This is a genomic window from Tissierella simiarum, assembly GCF_018917865.1.
Lineage (GTDB): Bacteria > Bacillota > Clostridia > Tissierellales > Tissierellaceae > Tissierella_C > Tissierella_C simiarum.
Genome location: NZ_JAHLPM010000003.1, coordinates 118,846 through 140,997, shown reverse-complemented (window position 1 = coordinate 140,997; position 22,152 = coordinate 118,846). Strand labels below are relative to the sequence as shown.

16 protein-coding genes are annotated in these 22,152 nt (G+C 29.4%); 1 reads left to right on the top strand and 15 read right to left on the bottom strand.

Features of this window, described 5'->3' with window-relative positions; translation table 11 throughout:
- From hydG to KQI42_RS04850, 3 genes are read right to left on the bottom strand one after another with little or no spacing between them, the layout of a single operon-like run.
- Entirely contained in the window at positions 1-1,386 is a 1,386-nt protein-coding gene (hydG, locus tag KQI42_RS04860; protein WP_246566073.1) for a [FeFe] hydrogenase H-cluster radical SAM maturase HydG, read from the bottom strand.
- A gap of 2 nt (positions 1,387-1,388) precedes the next feature.
- Positions 1,389-2,453, bottom strand: a complete 1,065-nt coding sequence (gene hydE, locus KQI42_RS04855) for a [FeFe] hydrogenase H-cluster radical SAM maturase HydE (RefSeq protein WP_216517329.1) — start codon at positions 2,451-2,453, stop codon at positions 1,389-1,391.
- Between the two features lie 14 nt (positions 2,454-2,467).
- Complete coding sequence (locus tag KQI42_RS04850) at positions 2,468-2,722, bottom strand: TM1266 family iron-only hydrogenase system putative regulator (protein WP_216517327.1); 255 nt, start codon at positions 2,720-2,722, stop codon at positions 2,468-2,470.
- Between the two features lie 540 nt (positions 2,723-3,262).
- Here KQI42_RS04850 and KQI42_RS04845 point away from each other — a divergent pair.
- On the top strand, positions 3,263-3,760 hold the full coding sequence (locus tag KQI42_RS04845) for a hypothetical protein (RefSeq protein WP_216517325.1): 498 nt from the start codon (positions 3,263-3,265) through the stop codon (positions 3,758-3,760).
- A 48-nt stretch (positions 3,761-3,808) separates the two neighbouring features.
- Here KQI42_RS04845 and KQI42_RS04840 read toward each other — a convergent pair whose 3' ends face one another.
- From KQI42_RS04840 to KQI42_RS04785, 12 genes are all read right to left on the bottom strand, one after another.
- The gene (locus tag KQI42_RS04840) at positions 3,809-5,920 is read right to left on the bottom strand and encodes a methyl-accepting chemotaxis protein (protein WP_216517323.1); all 2,112 of its coding nucleotides are present in this window, start codon (positions 5,918-5,920) and stop codon (positions 3,809-3,811) included.
- A 665-nt stretch (positions 5,921-6,585) separates the two neighbouring features.
- Positions 6,586-8,319 carry an ABC transporter ATP-binding protein gene (locus KQI42_RS04835; protein ID WP_216517321.1) on the bottom strand — a complete coding sequence of 578 codons (1,734 nt, stop codon included), beginning with the start codon at positions 8,317-8,319 and terminating at the stop codon, positions 6,586-6,588.
- A complete protein-coding gene (locus KQI42_RS04830; RefSeq protein WP_216517319.1) occupies positions 8,316-10,133 on the bottom strand; it encodes an ABC transporter ATP-binding protein in 1,818 nt (605 codons plus the stop codon). Before KQI42_RS04830 ends, KQI42_RS04835 begins: the two co-directional genes overlap by 4 nt.
- Before the next feature lie 63 nt (positions 10,134-10,196).
- On the bottom strand, positions 10,197-10,664 hold the full coding sequence (locus tag KQI42_RS04825) for a Fur family transcriptional regulator (RefSeq protein WP_216517317.1): 468 nt from the start codon (positions 10,662-10,664) through the stop codon (positions 10,197-10,199).
- A 331-nt stretch (positions 10,665-10,995) separates the two neighbouring features.
- Entirely contained in the window at positions 10,996-12,000 is a 1,005-nt protein-coding gene (locus KQI42_RS04820; RefSeq protein WP_216517315.1) for a helix-turn-helix transcriptional regulator, read from the bottom strand.
- 171 nt (positions 12,001-12,171) lie between these two features.
- Positions 12,172-13,074, bottom strand: coding sequence for a 23S ribosomal RNA methyltransferase Erm (gene erm / locus KQI42_RS04815; RefSeq protein WP_343231644.1), 903 nt, complete (start codon positions 13,072-13,074; stop codon positions 12,172-12,174).
- 494 nt (positions 13,075-13,568) lie between these two features.
- The gene (locus KQI42_RS04810; RefSeq protein ID WP_216517311.1) at positions 13,569-14,105 is read right to left on the bottom strand and encodes a DUF6144 family protein; all 537 of its coding nucleotides are present in this window, start codon (positions 14,103-14,105) and stop codon (positions 13,569-13,571) included.
- Positions 14,106-14,272: 167 nt separating this feature from the next.
- Complete coding sequence (locus KQI42_RS04805; protein WP_216517310.1) at positions 14,273-14,746, bottom strand: ABC transporter permease; 474 nt, start codon at positions 14,744-14,746, stop codon at positions 14,273-14,275.
- On the bottom strand, positions 14,700-14,912 hold the full coding sequence (locus KQI42_RS04800; RefSeq protein ID WP_216517308.1) for an ATP-binding cassette domain-containing protein: 213 nt from the start codon (positions 14,910-14,912) through the stop codon (positions 14,700-14,702). The genes KQI42_RS04805 and KQI42_RS04800 overlap by 47 nt, the downstream gene beginning before the upstream one ends.
- Before the next feature lie 295 nt (positions 14,913-15,207).
- On the bottom strand, positions 15,208-17,319 hold the full coding sequence (locus KQI42_RS04795) for a methyl-accepting chemotaxis protein (RefSeq protein WP_216517305.1): 2,112 nt from the start codon (positions 17,317-17,319) through the stop codon (positions 15,208-15,210).
- 348 nt (positions 17,320-17,667) lie between these two features.
- Positions 17,668-18,342, bottom strand: a complete 675-nt coding sequence (locus KQI42_RS04790; protein ID WP_216517303.1) for a hypothetical protein — start codon at positions 18,340-18,342, stop codon at positions 17,668-17,670.
- 166 nt (positions 18,343-18,508) lie between these two features.
- Entirely contained in the window at positions 18,509-21,952 is a 3,444-nt protein-coding gene (locus KQI42_RS04785; protein WP_216517301.1) for a pyruvate carboxylase, read from the bottom strand.
- Between the last annotated feature and the right edge of the window lie 200 nt (positions 21,953-22,152).

The window sequence follows — 22,152 nt, the reverse complement described above, 5'->3', positions numbered from 1 at the left end:
TTATAAGTATAAATCCCTTTCTCCATTCTTAAGTTTTCCTACATTTTTTAAAAGAAGTTTTCTAATATCTGTTTTTGGTATATTTTCACATTCTCTTATAACTAATTTTTCTACTTCTTTACATAATTCTTTATCACCATAATCTAATGCGAATTCCATTAGAGTCATCAAAGCATTAGGTCCACAAACATTGTGTATTTCACCTGATTTTGCAAGGGCCATAAAGCGGTCTCCTGTTCTTCCCATTCGATAACAAGCAGTACAATAACTTGGTATATGTCCATCACTAATAAGTTCTCTTATTACTTCAATGGGACTTCTATTATCTGATACTTGGAACTGATCTATATTTTTGCCTTCTTCTTTTTCCTTATATCCTCCTACTCCAGTACAAGACCCAGCACTAACCTGAGATACTCCATATTCTATGACCTCTCTTCTTATTTCATGGGTCTCTCTTGTAGACAATATGATACCTGTAAATGGTACAGCCAAACGAATGATTGCTACTATCTTTTTAAATTCATCATCTGTAACTATATTAGGAAATAAACTTAGTTCCATTCCTTCTGCTTTTTTAATTCTTGGAACAGATATAGTATGAAATCCAACACCATACTTTTCCTCTAAATGTTCATTATGAAGTATTAAAGCTAATATCTCAAACTTATAGTCTGCAAGCCCAAATAAAACTCCACCTCCTACATCATCTATTCCACCTTCCATTGCTCTATCAAAAGCAGTTAAATGATATTCATAATCTCCCTTTAAACTTTTAGGGTGCATTTTTTCATAAGTAGGCTTATGGTATGTTTCTTGAAACAATATATAAGTTCCTATACCTGAGCCCTTCAATTTTCTATAGTTTTCCACTGTAGTAGCTGCAATATTTACATTTACTCTCCTTATATTTCCGTTTTCATTATGAGTTTCATAAATAGCTTCAATTGAATCCAATATATAATCAATATCACAGTTTACAGGGTCCTCACCTGCTTCTAATGCTAATCTTTTATGGCCCATTTTTTCTAATAACTTTACTTCTTCTTGAATTTCTTCTCTATTTAATTTTCTTCTTTCAAATTTGTTACCTCTCTTATATCCACAATAAACACAATTATTTACACAATAATCGCTTAAATAAAGAGGAGCAAAAATTACAATTCGATTACCATATATTTTCTTTTTTATTTCTCCTGCTATTTCAAAGATTTCTTTAAGTTGTTTTTCATCTTCTGTTTGAAGCAAAATGGCAATGTCTTTATGGGTTAATCCTGTTGTTCCTCTTGCTTTATCTAATATCCTTTGAATATCTTCCTTTGTAGTATTTTTTGTTTCTTCTAATAAATTATAAATATAGTCATGGTCAATAAATGATTTATTCATTATTATCTCCTCCATTTTATATTATCACCTCTAGACATATCTACAGAAAAACCTGCCTTTTCTATTCTATTTTGTATACATCCTCTACACTCTGCAGCTTCATCTCCTGTACATATCTTTCCATTATAAAGAGAATACTTTTCCCTAACTCCTATTGGTGATAGATTAGGCATAACAACATTAGCACCAGCTTTTATCCCTTGTTCTCTTCCAAAAGGATGTATAGTTCCCAGAGCTGTAGTAGCAGGTAAAAGTACATAGGGTAAAAATAATCGCAATAAAGCCAACATTATTATGGTATCTTCTAGAGTTCCTCCCTCTTCATTATGAAAAACAGTGTCTTTATGAGGGATAAATGGTCCTATTCCTACCATTTCTGGATCTAATTCTTTTAGAAAGAAAATATCTTTTATTAAATCTTCCTTGGTTTGCGTTGGAATACCTACCATAAATCCTGCACCTACTTGATAGCCAATTTTTTTAAGATTCCAAAGACATTGAATTCTATTTTCATAGTTTGAATTTGTATGGATTTTTTCAAAAAGTTCTTTACTAGCTGTTTCATGTCTCAATAAGTATCTATCTACTCCTGCATTAAAATATTTTTCATAAGATTCATAACTTTTTTCACCTATAGAAAGAGTTATTGCAGTATCTTTATATCTATTTTTTATTTCTTCTATAATTTCTTCAATTTTATCGTCTGAATAAAAGTTATCTTCTCCACCTTGTAATACAAAGGTTCTATAACCTAATTTATATCCTTCGTCACAACAAAGAAGAATTTCTTCTAATCCTAGCCTATACCTATCTACATTCTTGTTAAAAGCTCCAATCCCACAATAAATACAGCCCTTTTTGCAATAGTTAGTAAATTCAATAAGTCCTCTCATAAAAACTCTATCTCCATAGACTTTCATTCTTGTTTCATGAGCTTTTTGAATCAAATATTCTTTTCCATACTCTCCTATGTGATTTAAGATATAAAGAAGCTCTTCCCATTCTAGCTCATTGCTTTTATAAAGCTTATTTATTAACTTTTTTATAGTTAATTCATTTCTCTTCATGTTTTTCGCTCCTATTAACTTACTTCCTTTTTAGATACGGAAGTCTTCACTAATACATTTTCTATATTACCAAGCTTCCCTGTTAGGCTATTAATTTTATCCATTTCTCCAACTACAGTAATACATATTACAGAAATACCTTCATCCTCAAAAGGAATCCCCATTCTTCCTTTTATAATTCCTTTAAATTCTGCTACTGTTTCATTAAATTTTTGTTGGCAACTTTTAGGCTCTTCTAATATGGCACTAATAACTGCTATCTTTTTCATAAAATCCTCCCTACTCTTTTTAAAATTTAATTATTTATAACATAAAAAAACTTTCCAAAAGGAAAGTTTAAATAGCATTAGAAAATTATATATTCTTAACATAACAATATATAATTAAGTATAATCCTTAAAACTATATAGATAATATAAATATAGTCTTTTTCTATTTCAACTTCCTTTCAAACCAGAAACACTCTTCTTTGTTAGGAATTATCTTATATTTAGTTTTAATTTTAGTTAAATAAGTTTATTTTCAACAAATAAATAAAGATTTCTCTCTATATAATTGAATAAGATAAACTTTTATTCACTCAGAAGCATTATACATTAATGATAAAATAATATCAATCTGAATGTTAGTAATAATTTATTCTATTTATAAAAATATCACAATATAAATGCTCCATTATAAATAAACATAATATTTTTGCACAAAATATAACAAAGGTTGGCTTAAATTCCATTAGATGTTATCATATTTATACAAAGAATAATAACTATAGCTAAAGTTGACTATATACTAAAGAGGAGGGATTATAAATGAATCCTATGATAAAAAAATTTGTAGATCAAAATTTCATGACAGAAGCTGAAGCTAAGTATATTGAAGAAGCCATTATGAGAAAAGAATCAATAATAGTCTCTGGCCACAGGAGTGCTGGTATTCGTCCTCTTATGGCTACTTTTATGGCTGTAACCAAAAATAATTTTAATACAGTTCAAGTTAAAGGGTTTGATGATTTAAATAATGATGCCGAATACTTTTTGATTCCAGGTTTAGACAATATTGACTTTGAAAAGCTTATTACCAATGCCATAGCAAAACCAAATTCATCCTTTATAAGTATTAAAGAACCAGAGCATCCTTATTCTATCCTTAAGCTTTTGAAAGAAGTTTATAAATCTAATGGAGATACTTCAAAAGTATATCAAGTTTTAGAGTGTGCTAAAGTTAATGATGTACCAAAACTTACAAAAATTACTCAAATAACTTTAGATGAAAAAGGAAAACTTATAAAAATTGATTTTAAAAGTTAATTTAAAGAAAGTACCCTAAATTAAATTAGGGTACTTTTATGCACTTTTTTAATATTTAAACTGTGCAATACTTTCCTGCATTTCTTCCGCTAGTTTTGATAATGCTTCACTTGCATTTGAGATTTCTTCCATAGAAGCAGTTTGTTCTTCTACAGATGCAGAGGCTTCTTCTGTACCAGCTGCATTTTCTTCTGATATAGCTGATAGATTTTGTATTACATTAATTATCTCTTCTTTTTTCTTTTCCATCTCTAATCCTGATTGATTTATTGACACAATTACTTCCTTCATCTTTTCAATAGCTGAGGATATTCCTTCAAATTTATTATTTGTCATTTCTACACTATGGGTTTGAGATATTACTATTTCCTCAACTTCTTGTATGGTACTGACAGCATATCCTGTTTTATTTGTTAAATCTCCAATAATCATAGTAATTTCTTCTGTGAACTCATTAGATTCTTCTGCTAGTTTCCTTATTTCTTCTGCTACAACTGCAAACCCTCTACCTGCTTCTCCTGCTCTAGCAGCTTCTATTGCTGCATTTAAGGCTAATAAATTTGTCTGTTCTGCAATATTTTTTATCATTTGACTAGCACTTTTTATTTTTTCTGCACTTTCATTGGTGTTTGTAATAATTTCATGTATCTCTTCAACTGAATTATTTGTAGTCTTAGTTTTTTCAACAAGATCTTTTATAATTTCAAAGCCTTCATCTTTTAATTTGTTAACTTCATTAGCAGCATTATTTAAGCTTTTTACATCTCTTTGATTTCTTTCTATTTCCTTGCCTAATTTATCAATATTTACTGCTCCCTGCTCTGTATCTTTTGCTTGATCACTTGCTCCTCTTGCAATTTCATCAATCGTTCTTGCTACTTCTTCAGAGGCTGCAGCAGATTGTTGAGTAGTAGCAGTTAACTCTTCTGAAGAAGATGCTACTTGTTGCGAACTATCAGCTATTTTTTTAATCAGATCAATAAGATTTGTCTGCATAGCTGTCAAGGATTTAGAAATAACTCCTATTTCATCTTTTCTATTTAAATATTTTATTACCTCACTATTTTCATCAACAGTTAAATCATAATTTGACAATTTTTCAATAATCTTAGATAGATTTATGATTGGTTTTGATATAGAGTTTGAAATTATTAAGATTAAGACTATTAATACAGCTATACCTATACATCCTACTATAATACTAATTATAATAGAGTGATTTAATTCTTTAAATATCTCTCCTTTAGGTATAATAGATATAAAAGACCATTCAAGATTTATTCCTTTAATATCTACGGGAGCTAAAGTTAAAATTTCTTTTCCTCTATTAGTAGAAAGTTGTCTCTCTAAAGTCATATGTTCTCCATTAGAAATAGCTTGTTTAAATTCTTCGTTATCGAATATTTCAAATTCATTTTGTCCAAGTAATTCTTTATCTTTATGTGCTAAAATCAATCCTTTATTAGTAACTAATAGGGCATATCCACTATCATATAGAGTTATTTCCTGTATAACCTCTTGTAGCCTATCTAAGGAGATATCTACTCCTACAACACCTACCACCTCATTATTATATATAATAGGAGATGTAACTGAAACTAACATCACATCTTGTCCTTGAAGATTATAAACATACGGTTCCAAAGCCGCTGGTTGTTTTGAATTTTTAGAAGTTTGATACCATAATCCACTCTCATCTAAATTATCATATGTATCTCCACATGATTGAAGGCCAACTGTACCGCTTCCTCTATTCCAATAGGGGATAAATCGTCCTGTATTATCATGGGCCTCAGTATTTGCATATTCATCATCTTTTCCATCCAATGCATTGGGTTCCCAAGCTGTCCATACTCCTACTAAATTTAGGTTTTTCTCTAAAATATTTTTCATAATTTCATTCATTGCTGCCCTATCTGTATGCCCACTTTGTTTTAACCCTTCAAAAACTTGAGCTAATTCTGTAGCAACTATCAAAGCTGCATCTACTTCCTTTTCAATCATTAATTCATATTTTTCCGTTTCTGATTTCACGTATTTTATAGAATGTTCTTGTTGCATTTTATAGGAACTTGAAGTAATAAATCCAGTAACTGATACAAATATTATTAAAACAACTAATAATATGCTTACTAAAATTTTCACTTTAATTGATTTCATATACTTTCTCCTCCAAGTTTAGTTATATTTTTTCTACCACATATTCCTATTATATTTCTTATCTAAAATCTTCAACTATGGATAAACAATTCTTAGACCTTTATTATCCAACTTTTATTATTGGCAGCAGAGTATTTATGTAAGACGATTTTATATTTATAAAATTCTCCCTATATAAAAACATGTCAAGTAACTGGTCTGCTTCTGATAGACATAATTTCACCTCCTTTCATATATAAGATAATACTTTAAACGTTCCTAATAAGAATAAATAGCTCGTGTATTTCACTATAGTGCATTTCTACAATAAACGACTATTTATGACAAAGTTTATTCAAGGAAATAAATAAGATTTGTATTTAATTTCAATTTTAAATTCCAAAATAAAAATCTTATCCTTACGTTTTCAACGTTTAATCTAGTAATTCATATATACCCATATTTATTTATAGATTCAACAAATCTCTAGACCTATTTTAAAATTATTCTATATCACCGTCTAAATAAGTCGATTATTGTCGTTGATGTTTGTTTAGAATATTTCACACGGTAGAAACACTTCATACCATATAAAAACGAAAGCCATATAATACATCAAATCCGTATTATATGGCTTTCATTTTTTATATTAAAAATAGCTTTCTAAAACTAATTTATCCTCTCGCTTATGATGACATCTTCCACCTGCTAGATTTTTGTTGTATAGTCCAAAGATCGTAATATAATCCTTTCTGTAAAATAAGTTCATCATGAGTACCCTGTTCTACAACTTTTCCCTCATCTAAAACTATTATGTTATCGGCACTTCTAACAGTTTTAAGCCTATGGGCAACAACAATAACTGTTCTTCCTTGGATAAGTTCATTAATCGCTCTCTGTATTTCCACTTCATTCTCTGGATCTAGGGATGCAGTGGCTTCATCTAAAAGCACTACTGGTGCATTCTTAAGTATTGCTCTTGCAATAGAAATACGTTGTTTTTCCCCACCTGATAAAGTAGATCCGCCTTCACCTACAGGAGTATCATATCCCTGAGGAAGCTTCATAATAAAGTCATGGCAACATGCTCTTTTAGCAGCCTCTTCTACCTCCGCTTGAGTTGCACCTTCTTTTCCAAACCTTATATTATTTCCAATAGTATCTTGGAAAAGATATACATCTTGAAATACCATAGAAACTTTTTGAAGAAGGGATTCTGGTTCTATAATTTTCATATCTTCATTTCCAATTAAGATTTTTCCCTTTTGTGGATCATAAAAGCGAGCTATTAATTTTAAAACTGTACTCTTTCCACTTCCAGAAGGTCCTACTAATGCAGTTAATGAACCTTCTGGCATCTCTATAGAAATATCTTTCAAAACCTTTATGTCACCATATCCAAATGTAACATCTTTTAGAATAATATCATGACCTTCAGGCGCTATTTTTTCTCCTGGTAAAATAGGTTCGTTTAAAAGATTTACAATCCTCTCTCCTGCCTGTTCATCATAATGAACTTCTGAAAAATTTCCTAAGGCAGATGTTAAAGGATCAAATACTCTTGTACCTACTATTAAAAAGGTAACAAATGTTATAACGTTTAATTCTCCACCTAAAAGTAAATGAGTCCCCACAAATACCATTACTGTGAGTCCTGCTCTAATACATGCTATGGCTGTTAACACTATGGGTTGTAAAAATCCTTCAATTTTTATACTTTCCATCATAAATCTTCTAAAAGCTTTTTCAAGACGAACAAATCTTTCTCCCGTTAGATTGTATGCCTTAATGGTACCTATTCCATTTAGATATTCTTGTAATCTATTAGCAGCATATATTTTAGATTCCATATGCCTCTTTCCTACTCTTCGTTGTAATTTTGAAGTTCCAGCTATAATTAAAATTGCTATAGGTAGTGCAGCAAACATGGATACAGCCATCCGCCAATCAAGAAACAATAGACCAATAAAAGCAATAATTGGCATTACTAAACCTCCAACTAACTGAGGCATAAGATGAGATATACAATGTTCTATTAATGTAAAATCACCCATCATCATATTTCCAAGATCTCCTGGATCTCTACTTGTTAAATATCCCAATGGCAACTTTCTTAAATGTTCAGCTAATTTTGCTCTCCCCTCAGCAGCAACCATATATGCACCTCTAAATGAGAACCTATAAGCTGGTATCTCCCCTAAAAACATTGCTATCATAGATAAAAATAATGCTCCACAGGTTAGCCACAGCTTATAAGTATCTATAGGTGCCCCTGTTGAATAAGATTCAAATATTATTTTTACTGCTTGCATTACTAGAGTAAAAGGTAAAATATTTATTACATTAGATATAACTGAAAAAACAATAGGTTTTCGTAACTTTTTTGGATTTCCAGCCGTTATATTATAAAGGATTTTCACGCTATAATACCTCCTTTTTGGATCTTCCATTCTCCTGCATCAGTATATGCATCCCACATTTTCCTATAAAGTCCATTAGCAGCCCTTAGTTTTTCATGAGTACCTTTTTCTACAATATGCCCCTCATCTAAAACTATAATTTGATCTGAATCTTGTATAGATGAAAGCCTATGAGCAATAACTATTACAGTTTTATTTTGCATCAATTCTTTTAGAGCTAATTGCATTTGATACTCATTTTCTGGATCAGCAAAAGCTGTTGCTTCATCAAATACTAAAATAGGAGAATTCTTAAGAATAGCCCTTGCAACAGATACCCGCTGTTCTTCACCACCTGAAAGATACGTACCACCTTCTCCTATAAGAGTATCATAGCCTTGAGGAAGTTTTTCTATAAATTCATGACACTGTGCGGCTCTTGCAGCGGCATATACTTCTTCAGGAGTTGCATTAGGTTTTCCTACTAAAATATTTTCATAAATGGTATCATAAAACAAAAATGAATCTTGAAAAACAAAAGATACTATATTCATTAAATCTTCCGTTTTTATGCTTCGTATATTTACTCCACCTATGAAAATTCCGCCTTCTTCTACATCCCAAAATCTTGGAATAAGATTCGCAATTGTAGATTTTCCAGATCCGGAAGGTCCTACAAGAGCAGTCACTTTTCCTTGTTTTGATTTGAAATTTATGTTTGAAAGTGCTTCCTTACGAGTTGAAGTACTTGATGTATCTGCTAAATCATAAGAGAAAGATACATTATTAAATTCAATATCAAAGCGCTTTGGAACTTGTGGGTTTTTTATCTCTTGAATAGGTTTCTCACTAAGAATTTTATCTATACGTTCAACTCCTTCTGAAATATCTGCTATTGTAGCAGCAAAATTAGTAAACTTATACATAGGAACAGATATTCCTGGTGCCATAATTAAAAAGAAAAGTAGAGTCAATGCAAATGCTATATTCTCTGGCTCTCTACTTAAAAGATACACACCTATAGGGAGAATAAACGTCATAGTCGAACCTAACATAACTTTGAAAATAATATAGCTATTTTGAAACTGATCTGAATATTTTACACAATAATCTCTATAGCTTATCATATCTTCATAGAATTTTCTAAAAGAATGTACAGTTTGTCCGAATACCTTTATAACAGGCATTCCTCTCACATACTGGACAGTTGATGCATTAATTCTTTCTAAAGAATCATGATAATATTTCAAATTTTCTTTAGCCTTTTCTCCAGTTCTCATAGAAGCTTGAACAGAGTAGCCTAAAACTAGAGGTATAATGCAAGCAATGGTTAACAGTGGATTTAAATAAATCATTGCTATTATCATCACTATTACTGTAGCTAAAACATTTACTAAATCTGGAAGTTGATGAGCAACAAAGTTTTCAATTTTCTCTACATTTTGTTCCATAGTCTTTTTAATAGTCCCTGTAGATGTTTGTGTAAAATATCCAAGAGGAAGTTTACCTATATGAGTAGAAAGCTTTATACGCAAACCATATAATATACGATAAGCAGCTATATGGGAACTTAATCCAGATAAATACATAGTTATGATTCCAGAAATTAGTCCTATCAATGCTATCGTACCCCAATGTATCATCAATGCTCCATTGGCTAAAGAGGGATTAGAAGCATTTTTTAATAACTCTGCAAGTATAAAGTAAACTGATATATAAGGTATAAGCATGCAGACAGCACTAATAGATGAAAGTGTTCCTGAAACGATTAGTAATCCTCGCTTTTCTCCTGCAATTTCTAGTAAACGAGGAATTCCTGTTTTTTTCTTGTCCAAAGTTTTTGCCTCCTTTACAATAAATCCACTTATTTTGTTTTTAATATTTTTAAATTTATCTTTTTAACCAGATAAAATTTTATTATTATCACATTCATTACAAAGTCCATAAAACACAATGTTACGAGTTATTATTTTAAAATTACTTTCTTTCTCTATTGTAAATTCTACTAATTCTAATAAACTATCTTTCACTTCTATTATTTTCCCGCAACTTGAACAAATTAAGTGAGGATGATAGCGTTCTTTATCTAAATAAACAATCTCATACCTAGCAAAACCGTCGCCCAAGTCAACTTCACATAAAAGATCTAATTTTTTCAACAAAACTATAGTCCTATAAACTGTTGCTATGCCTATATCAGGTAATGTGATTTTAACAAGTTCATAAATTTCGTCTATGGATAAATGTCTAATTTTATTTTCTACAATAACATTTAATATCGTCTCCCTTTGTTCAGTTAACTTATAACCTTTATCGATTAATTTCTTCTTTATATATTTCAGCTCTTCAGATGATAACTTTGACATTTGTTAATTCTCCTTTTCTTTTATAGGTATATCACCTTACAATCAGATTTTAATTTTTTAAAGTTTAAATAGTAGCCAACTAACTTTTTCACCACCTCATAAATCACCGATATATTAACTTTAGAGTTTTAAATGAAAATGATTATCAATTATAAAAGAAACCATTCTAACCTATCTACTCATAAACGGATATTTATAGATGAAAAAAGGATTTTAAATAAAAAAATGCTGCCAGTGTTTTACTGATACAGCATTTATAAATGTTTTATTATTTTAGCTTTACTCTCTATTACTTCTACTAAATTCATACTACTCTGCTCATCGTATTCAATTATTGTTTTACTACATTACGTAAATATTCTCCAGGATTGATGCCAAATTTCTTACGGAAAGCTAGAGCAAAATGGCTCATATTTGCATAGCCTACCATACTTGCTACTTCGCTAACCTGCATATTCTTTTCTTCAAAGAGTAATTGAGCAGTCTCTAACCTTCTATCAATAACATAAGCATATATTGTTTCTCCAAAAATCTCTTTAAAACCGTTTTTCAGTTTAAATTCATTAAGGCATACCATTTTAGATAAAGAAGTTATAGATGGAGGAGCTGTTATATTATTATTTAAAATTTGTTGAGCCTTATAAATACTACTAATATCTTCTTTAGACAACTTTACTAAATTACGTTTCTCTCGTTGATAAACTGCTTCATTTAAATATATTGCAAAAAGCTCAAATATTTTACCTTCCATATAGATATCTCTTAATCCTTTTTCATAGGGACAATTAATCATTTGCTGTAAAACTACGGTTATAGACGGAGTAATCTTACATTTATAAAAAATCTCATCGTATTTACCTTTACAGAAAATTCTCCACTCATTTTCAATGCTTTGTATAATTTGTTTGAATTTTTTTGGATGAATTTTAACCTCTATGAACTGAAATTTATGTCCTGATGGATAAATACATCGCTTTACATTTTCTTTATTTTTAGTTTTGGCTAAAAAACTATCACCATTTAAAAGTTCAAACTTACTTCTCCTCCCATGAAATCTCCATTCAATTCCATCTCCAATACAAAAAAACATATCAACATGGGGAGTTCTTGACATTCCTTCAACTTCCATATGTCTACAGAAAGTCATATCAAAATCTATAACTTGGATATTTTCACCAGAAGCAATTTGTCTAAAATATCCATTACCAGTTTCTTTAGAGATTTCGAATTTATATTGTTTAGTTTTTAAATTATATATTTTATTGAGTCCTTCACAGAAAGAACATTCCCTATCCATTAAATTTTTAATATTATATTGTTCTATTTTATCGGACATATTTATCCCCCTTTATTGACCGCATATATGCTTAATTTAAATATTTTCTATAAATTTATTAATTTTCATTATTATTTATTGATAATGGTTATCATTATTGTTTAGTCCTATAATATCATATATTATACAATTTTAAAATATCTAATGATAAGTTTTATTTCTTAAAGCTTTTCAACTTCTAAAGTTTCGATGAACTTTATCTATTTTCTTTTGTTCATTAAGATGCCTAGAATATGAGTTATAAACTAATCTTTGCTTATCTATAGAAACACCAACAATAAAATATTGAAATACTCTAAGCCATTGCTCAAAACTTAAATTAACTGGACTATCAGTAGTTTGAAATCCTATATCTTGTGAAAGACGTTTAAGTTGTTTATGGGAAAAAATATACTTACACCTTTCCTTTATACTTTTACCACTGCTACTAAAAACATATGCAATGAAATCCCTATACAACTCAGCCTCATTTTGATTTATTAAAATATTTTCTCTTTTTTTAATATGGAGTAAAACACTATTGACTTTAGGTATAGGTGTAAAATCCGTATTTTTAAGCTTATAAATAATTTCAAAATCAAAATACGGTTTAAGAAGTAAAGAACGCATACACTCATTATTATAAGGATTTCCAGCATATTTTCTAGCTGCCTCTTCTTGAATAATAATGTATGTGTCTTTAGGAGGATTAGAACAAGATGTTATTTTCAATAAAATTTCTGCTGTAATATTAAATGGAATACTAGAGAAAATTTTGTATTTATATTTCTCTGGCAACTCAAATTCTAGAAAATTCTCATATATAATTTCAACATTTTTTATATCTGAAAACATATGTTTAAGCTTTTTATATAAATGAAGATCATATTCTATCCCGTATACTTTCTTTGATTTTATTGATAGTTCTTTAGTAATAATCCCTTTTCCTGGACCAATTTCAATAATAATGTCATTTTTATTTATATTACTTCTCTCAATTAGCTTAACTACCAACTTTTTACTGTGTAGAAAATTTTGTGAATTTTCTATCTTTAACATATTATTGTTATTTAACTCTTTATTTTTATTAAACACAGAATCCACCACCATTCATAAAATTTAAATAGTAATTTAATATGGATTCTCGTGTATTAAACAATCATACATGTATCTATTCAATTTTATTTATTAATAATAATACTTAATTTTTATGATATTATTAAATATACCAAAAAACAAAAAGACCATAAACGAACAAACTGTTCATTTATAGCCTTTATAAAAAATTTTATATGCATTTTTAGAACTAATATAAAAACACCATATTCAAAAACCATGGCATAGGTTTAAAGATAGAGCTGCATGAATGTTCATCACAAGAATCCTTTGAAATAAGGTACAACAAAACAAGCCTGCATTTTCAGACGATTATACCTTATAACATATCTAATTGTCTTTATTTAACAATTAAATAACGAATTCTCATAGAACCAATACCCATTTGCAACTCTCCTTTCAACACATTAAAGAGATTATAACATAGACCTATTCATTTATCAATAATAATTAGGGATTCCTTTCATAAAACCTCAATTCAATCTAATTTCAAAAATACATTTATCTGAACCACCTAAAATTGTTTGAAGCTTTTTAACTTCAACAGACTTTTTAAAAACACTCTCAAATAATTTTTCAAACCATCCGGCAGAGCAGTTACAATACGTAGGATGCATATCTTTAACACTTTTTGCTATCCCACAATAGCATTTATTGTAAACTCCGATTATATTACCATTATCCATATGTAATTCACCGCCACCAATATGGTTTTTATTTAATAAAACTAAAAATTCTTCAATAGTTTCAGATGTTTCATATAATTTTTTCGCTTCATTAATTGTTTTATTAGAAATGCATAGGTGCCCACAGGGTTTCATTATCATTCCTATAGCTTCTTCATCCAACTGATTTTCAAGTTCACAAAGTATATTTCTTATATATTTTCCTTGTTTAGTAGATGTTGCTTTTGAAGGCAAGTCCCCGCAAATCTTTATTAAATTTTCATATGTATCTTCTCCGACATTTAATTTGATACTATCAAGAATTCGTTCAGACTTTTTAGACATAAATTCCACCTCTTTATATATTAAATCTTTTTCTTTAATTATAAATAAGAATATATGACAACAGTATGTCATATTAGTAATTATTTCTTATAACTTTTTAGTGGTTTAAATCTGAACGTTAAAATCTATAGACCTTCCAATTAGGAAACTATATAATTTTGTTATTTTCAATCTACTAATATTTTCTTATATGTAATAACTAAAGTAGCGACTACTACTACTCCTATAATTATTAACGGTAACATTAAATTTAAAGTCAATTTATTTGAAGCGGTTAAAATCTTTATAGAATGTGTTGCTGGAAAAATACTACTTACTTTAATAAAAAATTCTGGAAGCATATCTGAAGGAAACATAATGCCACTAAGCAGCAAAGAAGGTAAGAAAACAAGTTGTGATAACATAGTCATTGTAGATGGCTTTTTCGCTATTAATCCTATGATTATTCCAATAATTATACATATGATAATAAATAGTAATAAAGATAAAAAATAAGTTAAAGGATTCATTGGATAATCTGCTTTGAATATAATTGGGGCTGATATATAGATAATTAAAGAAACTAATAACATATGAATCAAAGCAGATAAAAAATTAGTAAAAAGTAATACCCAAAGAGGAATATTCCCTACTTTTATCAAATTTTTTTATCCCCTCTATACATTCCAACGTTGTAGTTTTTCCTGCACCATTAGGACCTAATAGACCAAATACTTCTCCCTTTCTTACTTCAAAGCTAAGATTATTAACTGCAGTAAAGCTGCCATATGTTTTTTTAAGGCTATCCACACTTAAAGCAACACTCATTTCTGTTTCCTCCTTCTATAAATTCAGGTATTTTTATATTCTGATTTGTAATAGATTAATCTCCTCAAGTCTATTATAGTATATGACGTAACGTAGCAAACAATATGTAAATTTTAATTTTATACGGTTTTTATAGAAATTATTGATTTTATAGAAATCTATTATAATTTTTTTAGCTCTTACAATTAAAACAAAATAGGTGATTGAAATACTAATTTTTTGTTAGTTATTATCAAATCACCTACTTTTAAAATTATTACCAAATATAAATATCTAAAGGCTTCTATACACTTTTTTAATATTTAAACTGTGCAATACTTTCCTGCATTTCTTCCGCTAGTTTTGATAATGCTTCACTTGCATTTGAGATTTCTTCCATAGAAGCAGCTTGTTCTTCTACAGATGCAGAGGCTTCTTCTGTACCAGCTGCATTTTCTTCTGATATGGCTGATAAATTTTGTATTACACCAATTATCTCTTCTTTTTTCTTTTCCATCTCTAATCCTGATTGATTTATTGACACAATTACTTCCTTCATCTTTTCAATGGCTGAGGATATTCCTTCAAATTTATTATTTGTCATTTCTACACTATGGGTTTGAGATATTACTATTTCCTCAACTTCTTGTATGGTACTGACAGCATATCCTGTTTTATTTGTTAAATCTCCAATAATCATAGTAATTTCTTCTGTGAACTCATTAGATTCTTCTGCTAGTTTCCTTATTTCTTCTGCTACAACTGCAAACCCTCTACCTGCTTCTCCTGCTCTAGCAGCTTCTATTGCTGCATTTAAGGCTAATAAATTTGTCTGTTCTGCAATATTTTTTATCATTTGACTAGCACTTTTTATTTTTTCTGCACTTTCATTGGTGTTTGTAATAATTTCATGTATCTCTTCAACTGAATTATTTGTAGTCTTAGTTTTTTCAACAAGGTCTTTTATAATTTCAAAACCTTCATCTTTTAGTTTGTTAACTTCATTAGCAGCATTATTTAAGCTTTTTACATCTCTTTGATTTCTTTCTATTTCCTTACCTAAGTTATCAATATTTACTGCTCCTTGCTCTGTATCTTTTGCTTGATCACTTGCTCCTCTTGCAATTTCATCAATCGTTCTTGCTACTTCTTCAGAGGCTGCAGCAGATTGTTGAGTAGTAGCAGTTAACTCTTCTGAAGAAGATGCTACTTGCTGTGAATTATCAGCTATTTTTTTAATTAGGTCAACAAAATTTGCCTTCATAACTTTCAAAGATTTAGCAATAATCCCTATTTCATCTTCTCTATTTAGATATTTTATTACTTCACTATTTTCATCAACGGTTAGATCATAATTCGATAATTTTTCAATAATCTTAGATAAATTTACAATTGGTTTTGATATGGATGTTGCAACTATTAATATTAAGACTATCAGTATTACTATCACTATACAGCTTGTAATACTAACAGCAATTATAGATTGATTTAGCTCTTTATATATTTCATTTCTTGGTATAGCGGATATAAAAGACCACTTAGAACTTGTTTCATCAGTATTTACAGGGGCTAAAGTTAAAATTTCTTTTCCTCTATTACTAGAAAGTTCTCTTTCTAAAGTCACATGTTCTCCATTAGAAATAGCTTGTTTAAATTCTTCGTTATCGAATATTTCAAATTCATTTTGTCCAAGTAATTCCTTATCTTTGTGTCCTACAATTAATCCTTTGCCAGTAACTAATAAGGCATATCCACTATCATATAGAGTTATTTCCTGTATAACCTCTTGCAGTCTATCCAAGGAAATATCTACTCCTACAACACCTACTACCTCATTATTATATATAATAGGAGATGTAACTGAAACTAACATCACATTTTGTCCTTGAAGATTATAAGTAACTGGATCCAAGACTGCTTGTTGTTTTGAATTTTTAGAAGTTTGATACCATAATCCACTCTCATCTAAATTATCATATGTACTTTCACATGATTGAAGACCAACTATACCATTTCCACGATTCCAATATGGTATAAATCGTCCTGTATTATCATGGGCCTCAGTATTTGCATACTCCCCATCTTTACCGTCCAATGCATTTGGTTCCCATACTGTCCATACTCCTATTAAATTTGGATCTTTTTCTATAATATTTTTCATAATTTCATTCATTGTTGCCCTATCTGTATTCCCAATTTGTTTCATTCCTTCAAATGTCTCAGATATTGTAGTGGCCACAGTTAAAGCGTCTACTAATTCTCCCTGAGCTATTTCTACATATTTTTCCGTTATTGCACGTACATAGTCTTTTGAATTTTCTTTTTGTATACTATAAAAATTGATTGAAATAAATCCAATAATTGATACAAATATCATTAAAACAACTGATAAAATACTTGCTAATATTTTTGTCTTAATTGATTTCATGTCCTACCTTTTCCTTTCATTTGTTAAATAATCAATATATCATTGTTGTTTTTTTATCAATCATTGTCATAATATTATATTTTTAGGCATATGAATCTACCTCCTTTTAGCCAATAAAATTATTGTAACATAATTTATGTGAAAAAGTTCTCATTTTCGAGAGGTATTTAATTTTTGTATTGTTTTATATAGATAAAAATATATTAAGTAAGTCTTTTATATAGTTTTATAATAAGCTGTTGTTACATGAAACAATAAATACACGTCTTTTATGAATAATCATAATGACGTGTATTTATTTAAAGACTTTATCTTTAAAACATATTACATCTATTTAATAGATACAATCTACTTTTTTCTTTCAATTACTAGTTTTTCTGTAGGTACTATCATATTTTTTATAGTCCATCCAACAAAGAATAATGCAATAACTCCTGTTACAATAGCTATTGGAATATATCCTATACGTTCCATTATTAAGAGTGGAAAATAAAAAACAATTGGTACTCTAAAAGAATAACTTTCTGCCGTTTTCATATAGTATATAAGCCATGAACAAGCTCCACCAAATAAAAGTGTATAGAATAAACGTGTTAATGGAATTCGCGCAGATCCTAAAACAGTATTTTTATGTATTTCATGTGTAAAATCTTTCTCTATATAACCATATATTTTTTCAATAAAGCTATTTTTCTCATCTAAATTTTCAAAAGACAACTTTTTACGAACCGACTCATCTGAGTCTAAAGACTTAGAAACAAGTAATACTTTGTCATCATGTTTTACATCTGTATATATTCCTTCTATCTCTTCTATTTTTATAATTGCTATGCCACTTTTCTTTTTATTCTTCTTATTCTTTTTAAGATCATCAATGTTAAAGGTTCCATTATTAATAGATTCGATGACTTCCTCTATCTGAGCATTTGCTACATCTCTAATAAGAAAATCTGAATAAAGAATTAATGATTCATCATTATCCAACTTAAAAATATCTGGATTCAAAGTTTTGCTCTCTGTCATATAACTCCTCCCAATGTGTCATCTCTAAACTTCATTATTTATTTTCTGGTTAATTATAGCATAAATATGAATCTTATTTCAATAGGATAAAGGTAGCATGAAAATTAAGAACCTATTAGTATTTTTTACTAATAGGTTCTTAATCTCATAAAAATATCTATAAAACTTATATAGGTTTATTCATTCTAATCAATAGTTCACCACTTTTTACATTTTGCCCTTCTTTTACAGCTATGGATTTAACAACTCCACTAGAAGATGATATAATCTGTGTTTCCATTTTCATAGCCTCTATAATAGCAACTATTTGCTTTTCCTCAACTGCATCACCAGGTTTTACTAAAATTTTTGTAACAGTACCTGGTATATTAGCTCCAATTTCTAAGCTGTTTTTCGGATCCGCCATTTGAGTATAGGAAACTTCTTTCGATACAGAACTTCCTTTATCATGAACTTTTATGGCTCTTCTGCTATCATTCACTTCAAAATATAAAGTTCTATTTCCTTCTTCATCTAATCTTCCAATCTCAAGAAACTTTATAACTAAAATTTTACCTTCAGCAATTTCTACCTCACAAGTTTCTCCTTCTTTTAATCCATAGAAAAATATATCGCTGCCCATTCTGCTGAAATCTCCATATTCTTCAATGTATTTCAAATAATCTTCAAAAACTTTAGGATATAATGCATAGGACAATATATCTTTTTTGGTAGGCTCTATTTTATAATTTTCTTTTAAAATATTTTCTATTTCATTAAAATCTTCAGGTTCAAGAAGTTCTCCTGGTCTGCATGTTATAGGCTCCTCTCCTTTTAGCACTAGTTTTTGAAGTTTTTCAGGAAATCCTCCTATAGGCTGACCCATCATACCTTGAAAATATGATACTACTGAATCGGGAAAAGACATATTTTCAGCCTTATCATAGATATTCTCTGGTGTTAAATCATTTTGAACCATAAAAATAGCCATATCCCCTACAACTTTAGAAGAAGGAGTAACCTTCACTATATCACCAAGCATTTCATTTACTGTTTTATACATTTCCTTTACATCTTCAAATCTATGACCAAGTCCAAAACTTTCTATCTGTGATTTTAGATTTGAATATTGTCCTCCAGGAATTTCGTATTTATATATTTCTGTAGTTCCAGATTTTAATCCTGACTCAAATTGACTATATATTGGTCTTATTGTACTCCAATAATCAGAAATTTTTTGTAAATCATCTAAATTTAATTCCGTATTTCTATCTGTATACTCTAGAGCTGCCACTACAGAATTTAATGCAGGTTGACTTGTCAATCCAGCCATACTATTGAAAGCAGTATCTACAATATCTACACCAGCTTGAGCTGCCATTAATATTGTTGCTATACCATTTCCACTAGTATCATGAGTGTGAAGATGTATTGGAATCTCAACTTCTTCCTTCAAAGCTTTTATTAATTTATATGCAGCTTGTGGTTTTAATAACGAAGACATATCCTTTATCCCTAGTATGTGAGCACCTGTTTTCTCAATTTCCTTTGCTGTTTTTACATAATAATCTAAAGTATATTTATCTCTTCTTTCATCTAAAATATCACCAGTATAACAAATGCAAGCTTCTGCAACTTTACCAGCTTTTAAAACCTCGTCTATTGCGACTTCCATTCCTTTTAGCCAGTTTAATGAATCGAATATTCTAAAGATGTCTATTCCATTGTTGGCTGATTCCCTTACAAATTCTCTTATAACATTATCTGGATAATTTTTATATCCTACTCCATTGGCACCTCTAATCAACATTTGAAACAATATATTTGGAATCTTTTTTCTCAATAATTCTAATCGAGTCCAAGGTGATTCTTTTAAAAATCTATAAGATACATCGAAAGTAGCTCCGCCCCACATTTCTAAAGAAAACAAATCTTTTGCTAATACAGATGTTGCCTTTGCTATCCTAAGCATATCCACACTTCTCATTCGAGTTGCCATTAAAGATTGATGTGCATCTCTCATAGTGGTATCCGTTAGTAGTAACTTATCTGTATTCTTAATCCACTGTATGAGTCCTTCTGGACCTTTTTCATCTAATATCTGTTTAGTACCATATAGATTTTCAGGTCTATATATTTCTGGAATTAAAGGCATATCAAAATCAGGTTTATTTCCTTTACTTTCATTTACAACCTTCTCTCCAATATACTTTAGTACCCTAAGCTCTACATCTGTTTTTGTAGTTATATCAAATAATTCTGGATTTTCAACAATAAATCCTGTATCACATTTACCCTCTAGAAATTCTTTATGGTTTAATACATTTATTAAGAAAGGTATATTTGTTTTTACTCCCCTTATTTTAAGTTCCCTTAATGCCCTAATAACCTTTTTTGAAGCATCTTCAAATGACCTAGACCATGAAGTTATCTTTACTAAAAGACTATCATAATATGGACTTATAGCTGCACCTGTAAATCCATTACCTCCATCAAGCCTTATTCCAAATCCTGAACCTGTTCTATATATGTCTATTATTCCTGTATCTGGAGCAAAGTTATTTAAAGGATCTTCTGTAGTGACTCTACATTGAATAGCATACCCTCTTGGTTTAACATCTTCTTGATTTTTAATACCTATCTTTTCAGAATCAAGGGCATATCCTTCTGCTATTAAAATTTGACTCTGTACTATATCAATTCCTGTAACCATTTCAGTAACTGTATGTTCAACTTGAATTCTAGGATTAACTTCAATAAAATAATGATTTCCATAAGCATCTAATAAAAATTCTACTGTTCCTGCATTTGTATAATTAACGGCTTTGGTTATTTTAATAGCATCATTACATATCCTTTGTCTTTGCTCTTCTGTTATGGAAAATGCTGGAGTAAATTCAATAACTTTTTGATGTCTTCTTTGTATGGAGCAATCTCTTTCATGTAAATGAACAATATTACCATACTTATCTCCTAAAATTTGAACTTCTATATGTTTTGGTTTTTCTATATACTTTTCTATAAAAATATCATCTATACCAAAAGCTTTTTTTGCTTCATTTTTAGCACTATGATATTCTTTTATTAAATCTTTTTCTTCTTTCACTACCCTCATGCCTCTGCCACCGCCTCCAGCAGCGGCTTTTAAAATAATAGGATATCCACAATAATCAGCATATTCAATAGCTTCTTCCTCAGAAAGCACAGCTTTTTCTATACCAGGAATAGTTGGTACTCCAACGCTATTAGCTACCAGCTTAGACTGTATTTTATCTCCCAATTTTTTCATTATATTGTGATTAGGACCTATAAATTCGATTCCTACCTTTTCACATTTTCTTGCAAACTCTGGATTTTCCGATAAAAATCCATATCCAGGATGAATAGCATCTACTCCTTTTTTCAATGCAATATTAATAATCTCATCAATATTTAAATAAGCCTCTATTGCCCCTTTGTTTTTTCCTATTAAATAAGATTCATCTGCTTTTGTTCTAAAAAGAGAATTTTTATCTTCATTAGAATATATAGCCACAGTTCTTATTCCAAGTTCACTACAAGCTCTAAATATTCTTATTGCAATCTCTCCTCTATTGGCAACTAGAACTTTTTTAAATTTCTTCTTTATCATACCCACGACCTCCTAACTCTACAATTTATTTATTTACTTTCTTTCTTAAAAATTGCAACTTATTTTCATAGTCGTTTCATTTTCTAGATTATTCAATATCTTAATTTCTTGTTTTTCATGTCTTTTCATTATAAATAATTATTTTTTATTTATGTTGTTTTTTCGAATCCTTCCTGTACCCTATCTTTTGTACCTTAGCT

Excerpts from the sequence above, each read along its gene's own strand:
- KQI42_RS04785 (WP_216517301.1), bottom strand. The coding sequence starts at position 21,952 with ATGATAAAGAAGAAATTTAAAAAAGTTCTAGTTGCCAATAGAGGAGAG.
- KQI42_RS04810 (WP_216517311.1), bottom strand. The coding sequence starts at position 14,105 with ATGTCTAAAAAGTCTGAACGAATTCTTGATAGTATCAAATTAAATGTC.
- hydG (WP_246566073.1), bottom strand. The coding sequence starts at position 1,386 with ATGAATAAATCATTTATTGACCATGACTATATTTATAATTTATTAGAA.
- hydE (WP_216517329.1), bottom strand. The coding sequence starts at position 2,453 with ATGAAGAGAAATGAATTAACTATAAAAAAGTTAATAAATAAGCTTTAT.
- KQI42_RS04800 (WP_216517308.1), bottom strand. The coding sequence starts at position 14,912 with ATGAGTGTTGCTTTAAGTGTGGATAGCCTTAAAAAAACATATGGCAGC.
- KQI42_RS04790 (WP_216517303.1), bottom strand. The coding sequence starts at position 18,342 with ATGACAGAGAGCAAAACTTTGAATCCAGATATTTTTAAGTTGGATAAT.
- KQI42_RS04850 (WP_216517327.1), bottom strand. The coding sequence starts at position 2,722 with ATGAAAAAGATAGCAGTTATTAGTGCCATATTAGAAGAGCCTAAAAGT.
- KQI42_RS04795 (WP_216517305.1), bottom strand. The coding sequence starts at position 17,319 with ATGAAATCAATTAAGACAAAAATATTAGCAAGTATTTTATCAGTTGTT.
- KQI42_RS04840 (WP_216517323.1), bottom strand. The coding sequence starts at position 5,920 with ATGAAATCAATTAAAGTGAAAATTTTAGTAAGCATATTATTAGTTGTT.
- KQI42_RS04825 (WP_216517317.1), bottom strand. The coding sequence starts at position 10,664 with ATGTCAAAGTTATCATCTGAAGAGCTGAAATATATAAAGAAGAAATTA.
- KQI42_RS04845 (WP_216517325.1), top strand. The coding sequence starts at position 3,263 with ATGAATCCTATGATAAAAAAATTTGTAGATCAAAATTTCATGACAGAA.
- KQI42_RS04820 (WP_216517315.1), bottom strand. The coding sequence starts at position 12,000 with ATGTCCGATAAAATAGAACAATATAATATTAAAAATTTAATGGATAGG.